Annotated in this window: 5 protein-coding genes; 1 reads left to right on the top strand and 4 read right to left on the bottom strand. The window is 58.6% G+C overall.

Translation table 11 applies throughout. From position 1 onward, the window contains the following. On the bottom strand, positions 1-292 hold a 292-nt coding region (locus C9413_RS26880), incomplete at its 3' end, for a transposase (RefSeq protein ID WP_170251143.1). Between the two features lie 253 nt (positions 293-545). Here C9413_RS26880 and C9413_RS26875 point away from each other — a divergent pair. Beyond that, positions 546-2,780 carry an adenylate/guanylate cyclase domain-containing protein gene (locus tag C9413_RS26875; protein WP_170251142.1) on the top strand — a complete coding sequence of 745 codons (2,235 nt, stop codon included), beginning with the start codon at positions 546-548 and terminating at the stop codon, positions 2,778-2,780. 157 nt (positions 2,781-2,937) lie between these two features. Here the strand turns inward: C9413_RS26875 and C9413_RS26870 are convergent, their stop codons facing one another. The 3 genes from C9413_RS26870 to C9413_RS26860 all read right to left on the bottom strand — a co-directional run. Further along, entirely contained in the window at positions 2,938-4,293 is a 1,356-nt protein-coding gene (locus C9413_RS26870; RefSeq protein ID WP_039845807.1) for an amidohydrolase family protein, read from the bottom strand. Positions 4,294-4,328: 35 nt separating this feature from the next. Then, positions 4,329-5,090 (bottom strand): response regulator transcription factor, encoded by a 762-nt coding sequence (locus C9413_RS26865; protein WP_052451591.1) that lies wholly within the window; start codon positions 5,088-5,090, stop codon positions 4,329-4,331. 219 nt (positions 5,091-5,309) lie between these two features. Continuing rightward, the coding region (locus C9413_RS26860) for an acyl-homoserine-lactone synthase (RefSeq protein ID WP_281408682.1) at positions 5,310-5,542 on the bottom strand (233 nt) is incomplete at its 5' end.

The raw sequence follows: 5,542 nt of genomic DNA, 5'->3' as shown, positions 1-5,542 counted from the left end.
CATCATTGCGATCAGTCTTGTTCGGCTGCGCCTTCAGGAACGCCTTGACGTGACGCGTCTCAATGCAGACCACAGGAAAGCCCGCTCTGGCCAAACCTTCGAACAGCCATTGTGACAGAGGCCCGGCTTCAAGACCCACCCGTTCGATCTGCCATGACGGGTCTTTCAAAGCGGCGATCAGGTCATCAGGGTGACTGGGAACCTTCACCTCTCGGCAAATCTTGCCGGTTTCATCGACAATGCAGATGGTGGTCTCTTTGACCGAGACATCGAGGCCGATATAATGTTTCATGCTGCGCTTCCTTTCCGATGCTTGTGGCTGTTGCAAGACATGACCACGTTTACCATCGCTCGAAGCGCAGCACCTTTCTACCATCCACTGCCGTCTGAGTGAGGCTCAAGCCGAATACCCCATCTCGTATAAGCAACTGCCACCAGTCGATCTATTCAAGTTTCGCCCGCCAGCCACTTTGAGCGACGGCGGTGGCACCCGCAGGGGTCGTGCTGTAAGATATGGATCCAGATCGCCCCAGGAAAGAGTGGGCATGGAGCGCCGTCTAGCAGCAGTCCTGATTGCGGATGTCGTCGGTTATAGCCGGATGAGCGAGGTCGACGAAGAGGGAACGCGTCGTCGCTTCCAGGTCGACCTGCACGAACTCTTCGAGCCGAAGATCGCCGAGCATCACGGCCGCCTGGTCAAGACCATGGGCGACGGCGTCCTCGTCGAGTTCCACAGCGTGGTGGATGCCCTGCACTGCGCGGTGGAACTGCAGCAGGAGAAAGCCCGGCGTAACGCGGCCCTGCCGCCTGAACAGCGGATGGTTTTCCGCATTGGCGTCAACCTAGGCGACATTATCGTCGAAGGCGACGACATTCACGGCGACGGCGTCAACATCGCCGACCGCATGCAGGTGCTGGCGGAACCCGGCGGCATTGCTATATCCGGAACCACCTATGACCACGTGAAATCGAAGCTCGCCATCGGCTACCAGGCGCTCGGCGAGCGGAAGGTAAAGAGCATTGCCGAGCCTATCCGGGTCTACCGCGTGGTGCTCGTTCCGGCGGTAGAGGGCCAACCCGGCGGCGCGAGGAGAAGCCGGCGGTCCTTAGCGTGTCTGGCAGCCGCCATAGGAATCACCGTCTTTTTATTGGCGGGATTAGCGTGGTGGCAGCCTTGGCGGCCGGGAGACGATGCCTCCGTTGCTACCGCCGACGCCCGGCCCTCGCTCGTCGTGCTGCCTTTCGACAACCTCAGCGATGACAAGGAGCAGGGCTACCTTGCCGATGGCATTACCGAGGATCTGACAACGGAACTGGCACGCATTCCCGGCCTCTTCGTAATCTCACGCAATGCCGCATTCACCTTTAAAGACAGGTCCAGCCTGCCATCAGAGGTTTCGACCCAGTTGGGCGTTCGCTACATCCTGGAAGGTAGCCTGCGTCGCGCCGGGGACGAAATGCGCATCAACGCAAAACTCATCGACTCTATGACCAATGGCAGCATGTGGGCGGAGCGGTTCGACGGGGAATGGAGCGAAGTGTTCGAGCTGCAGGACAGGATGGTTGGGGAGATCGCAACGGCGCTCAAGCTTCGCCTGGTCACGAGCCAACAAGCTGCCCGGATCGCTGGTGGAACAAGTAACCTCGCCGCGTACGAGGCATATTTGCGCGGCCGCGAACTGGAACTGAGGGAAAAGGCAGAGGATTGGGTGGAGGCGGCAAAGTACTACGAGCAGGCCTTGGCGCTTGATAGCACCTTTGGCAATGCTGCGGCGGCACTCGCCTGGATGTATCGGGAAGCGCATTGGACCGAGGAACGGTCGAAAGTGTTCGGGCTTTCACAGGATGAAGCCCGCAGCAAGGCAGACTCCTACTTCACGCAGGCCGCCAAGAACCCCTCTCCGGGGTACTACACACTCCTCGCAGGAAAGCTGAACATGATGCAAAGATCCGATGAGGCTATCGCCGCCGCGGAGCGCGCGATAGCGCTCGACGCCAGCGACCCTTCCAACTACGAGTCGCTGAGTATGGTGATGATTTTTAACGGCAGGGCCGCGGACGGTCTCGGCTACCTTGATGCCGCAGCACGTGTGGATCCCGCTTGGTCGCGCTGGCGCTACTTCCTTGCCGGGCTCGCCTACTTCTCGATGGACCGCTTCGAGGAGGCCGTCGTCGCCCTCGAAAAGACCGCTCCGGGCTCGAAGGAGACCTCGTACTGGGACTTTTGGTCCAATTACCCAGGTCTTATGGTGCTCATTTCCGCCTACGGGCAACTGGATCGATACGCTGATGCTGCCACGGCCCGTGAGAGGTTGAAGCCATACCTGGCCCAAGCGCAGGAACCTGAATACACAGGGCTGATGGCTGCGGTCGAATTCCCATTCAAGAATTACGTCGACCTCGAAAGGGTGCTCGTGGGTCTGCGCAAGGCAGGTGTGCCGGAACTGCCCGACGGCTTCAGTCCGAAGCCGGAAGATCGCCTCGACGGCGACGAGATAAGGGCTCTGCTCTTCGGTCACGAAATCCACGGGCGCAATATCCGGACAGGCGAGGCATACCGGCGGGTGACCGCAGAAGACGGCACGACACTTATCACCGTTGGCGAATGGTCTGACCAGGGGAGGAGCACAATCGAGGGCGATATGCTCTGTTCCGTCTATCCGACGCGGTGGCGTTTCTGCGGCGTCATTTCCCGCAATCCCGTAGGCACCTTCGCGCAAAAAAACGAATATTTATTCAGTCTCCAATCAGACAGGCACGAATTTTCGGTGGTGAAGTGAGATCAGTCTGTGCCTGACGTAGACTTCAGTGGCAGGTGCTACCTAACTCCGGATTGTTTCATGCAAATTAGCTGCAAGATTTAAGGCTGCCATTTCAATTAAAGACTTTTGAAATTATCTATATTGCTCAGTACCAAGCTTTGTTTGGGTCCTTCCGTCAGACTGGCACACCGTTCCTGACGGCAACACGACCGTCGATTACGACATGCCTGACACGACTAAGGTTCACGTGGTCAACGACGGCCAAATCCGCGCGCTTGCCTTTTTCTATCAGCCCGCGATCCCCTGCCATTTGCGGAAAGACGGCAGCGACGTTCCCGGTGGCAAGCGCTACCGCTGCTTGAGCGGAAAGTTGCTCTTTTCTCACCATCCGGTGTATCGCCTCGAGGATTCCGTCCCAATGACCACCCGCGAAGTCGGTCGAAATCGTATCCACGCAACCAACGTCGATGAGCGCATCTAGGTTGGCGGCGTCATTGCGCCACTGCGTGCTAATACAGTCGAGTGTAGAAACGTCTATAACAGCACCCTTGCTTCTCAAGTCGAGGGCAATCGAAACGGCCTCATCCGGCAAGAAGCTCGGATGATTGCTGTGTCCGGCGACGATCCGTGCGTTTGGATGTTTTTCAACAACCGCGCTCAAGCGTTTTGCAGATGGCGCGGCGTTGTGGAAAATGGCGGAATAGCCGACGCGCTCCGCCTCTTCAGCGATCTCATCGAAGCCGTCGAGGGAAAGTGCGACGGATGGCATTACGGATCGTGTGATGATCTCGCGGATGCGCTCGGTTGTGACATGCGTGGACAGGCCGGCATGTTCCAGCTCATCCTCCAGCATCGGATCCGACATTCCACCGGCTTGATCGAGAAAACGGCCAAGAACAGCATCCTTCAGACGCCTCGCCGTTGCAGGTGTCACCTCTACCCCGGTCTCCCGCAGGACCGCTTCCGGAATGAACCTGTAATCCTGCGCCCCGCCGCCCAATGTCTGTCCGCCGCCAACCTCTCCGAGTGCAACCGCGCCGGACGCAAGCATTTCATCGATCGTCGCACTCAGGTGCGGCACTGACAGGCCTCTGCCGTCGACTGCAAGGGCTGCCTGGATGTTCTTGAGTGTATGTGCCGTGGATACGCGAATATCCATCTGATGGTGGATCTCGCCGCCAGAGTAGACCTCATCGGCCATTGCCAAACCACAGACATTCAAAAGAGTGGTTGTCCCTTGAAGAAGATGCCGATTGCGAAAATACGCAATGTCATCTGCACTGAGCGGCGGCGAGCCGCTCGGCATCGACGGCCCGCAAATGCATCCATGCGCATGTGCATTGATGATACCTGGTATGACGATGCAGCCTGTCGCATCAATGATTGTTCGCGCCGCGATTTCGTCGCTCGTCCCCGCATTTCCAATTTGGATATCTGCAATCCTCCCGTCCTTGACGTAGACGGTCGCTCTTTTGTGAAACGCCTTGCCATCGCCGGTGATGAGGGCTCCATTGCGGATAACGATATCCATGACGAATGCTCCTTTTTAAGGGCCATGATGCAGCGTTAACCGTCGGTCTCCTCGCCCGGCCGATCCGCTGCCTCGTGCGGATCAGCGAAGGGGGAGGCGTCCAGCATGTATCCGGATGACCTGACCGTCCGGATCACATCGGAGCCGCCTGCCACATTCAATGCCTTGCGCAGCCGCCCGACATGCACATTGACCGTCTTGGCATCAACGTAGCGCCGCTCCGGCCAACCAGCCTCGATGAGTTGCGCGCGGCTGCAAGCTTGCTCACGGTTCTCCATCAAGAATTGCAGCAAGCGGAATTCGATTGGTCCGAGATGAACGCTGATACCAAAGCGCCTGACACTGTGCCGGACAGTATTCAGTTCAATTCCCGCATAGGCGAGAATGCGTCCATCGCCCGCCGAAGGATGCGAGCCGGACTGGAACAGAATTTGGTTCCGCAGAAATCCGAGCAGCTTGGCAGGCGCAATCGGCCTGACGAAATTCTCATCGATTCCAGCCTTCAGCAGATCGATGAAGCGGCCCTCCGCACCCGGCCCGACCAGGGCGACCGTCATGATTCCTACGGTCTGCGGGTCCTGTTTCAGCCTCAGGCACGTCTCTGGCGCAAGGGTTTCGCCGGAGCGACAATCGAGAAGGATCCCATCGACGTGATTTTCGCGCGCGAGATGGACAATCTCCTCCGCGCCCGAGCCCAACGTCACGCCGTATCCCTCGGCTTCCAAGATGTGGACAAGCAACAGGTAGTAGTCCGCGTCGGTTGAACCGATGAGGATCTGAGGCCTCCTCGACGTCAATTCTCTCTCCCTTGGCGCCGCCACTTTCCGATCGTTCACGACAAACCCACATCCGGCTGAACACCGCGCCACGGAGAAGGCTCAAACAGCGCATTTCTCCGTTGCTTGGCTCCTGCCTCCGGCGCACACGCCGATACGGTGCAGGGGGAGTACGTGGCGGAACGCAGAGCGCCTTCTATTCCCACTCCTAAAACACTCGAGCCATTAGGCTCGCGCGCCTCATGCCGCGACATCATCGCGCTTTCCAATTGCCGATCGGTAGCCGACGGGGCGAAGGCGTTCGAAACTCTTCACGTTTGCAGGAAGGGTTCCCGCAACAGCAATGGTATTGCCAATTGGACACGGCACCCCAAGACGCTGCATTGGCCAGCCGGCACGCTTGAGAATCCGTTCGAAACGCAAGTCGGTCGCCGTGCCTCTCTCATGAAAGCCGCCCGCGGTCGACCAAGCGA

The sequence above is a fragment of the Rhizobium sp. SEMIA 4085 genome (genome assembly GCF_013004495.1).
GTDB classification, from domain to species: Bacteria; Pseudomonadota; Alphaproteobacteria; order Rhizobiales; family Rhizobiaceae; genus Rhizobium; species Rhizobium gallicum.
The sequence above is the reverse complement of the archived record's forward strand: the minus strand, read 5'-3'. Positions and strand labels throughout refer to the sequence as shown.

Excerpts from the sequence above, each read along its gene's own strand:
- C9413_RS26875 (WP_170251142.1), top strand. The coding sequence starts at position 546 with ATGGAGCGCCGTCTAGCAGCAGTCCTGATTGCGGATGTCGTCGGTTAT.
- C9413_RS26870 (WP_039845807.1), bottom strand. The coding sequence starts at position 4,293 with ATGGATATCGTTATCCGCAATGGAGCCCTCATCACCGGCGATGGCAAG.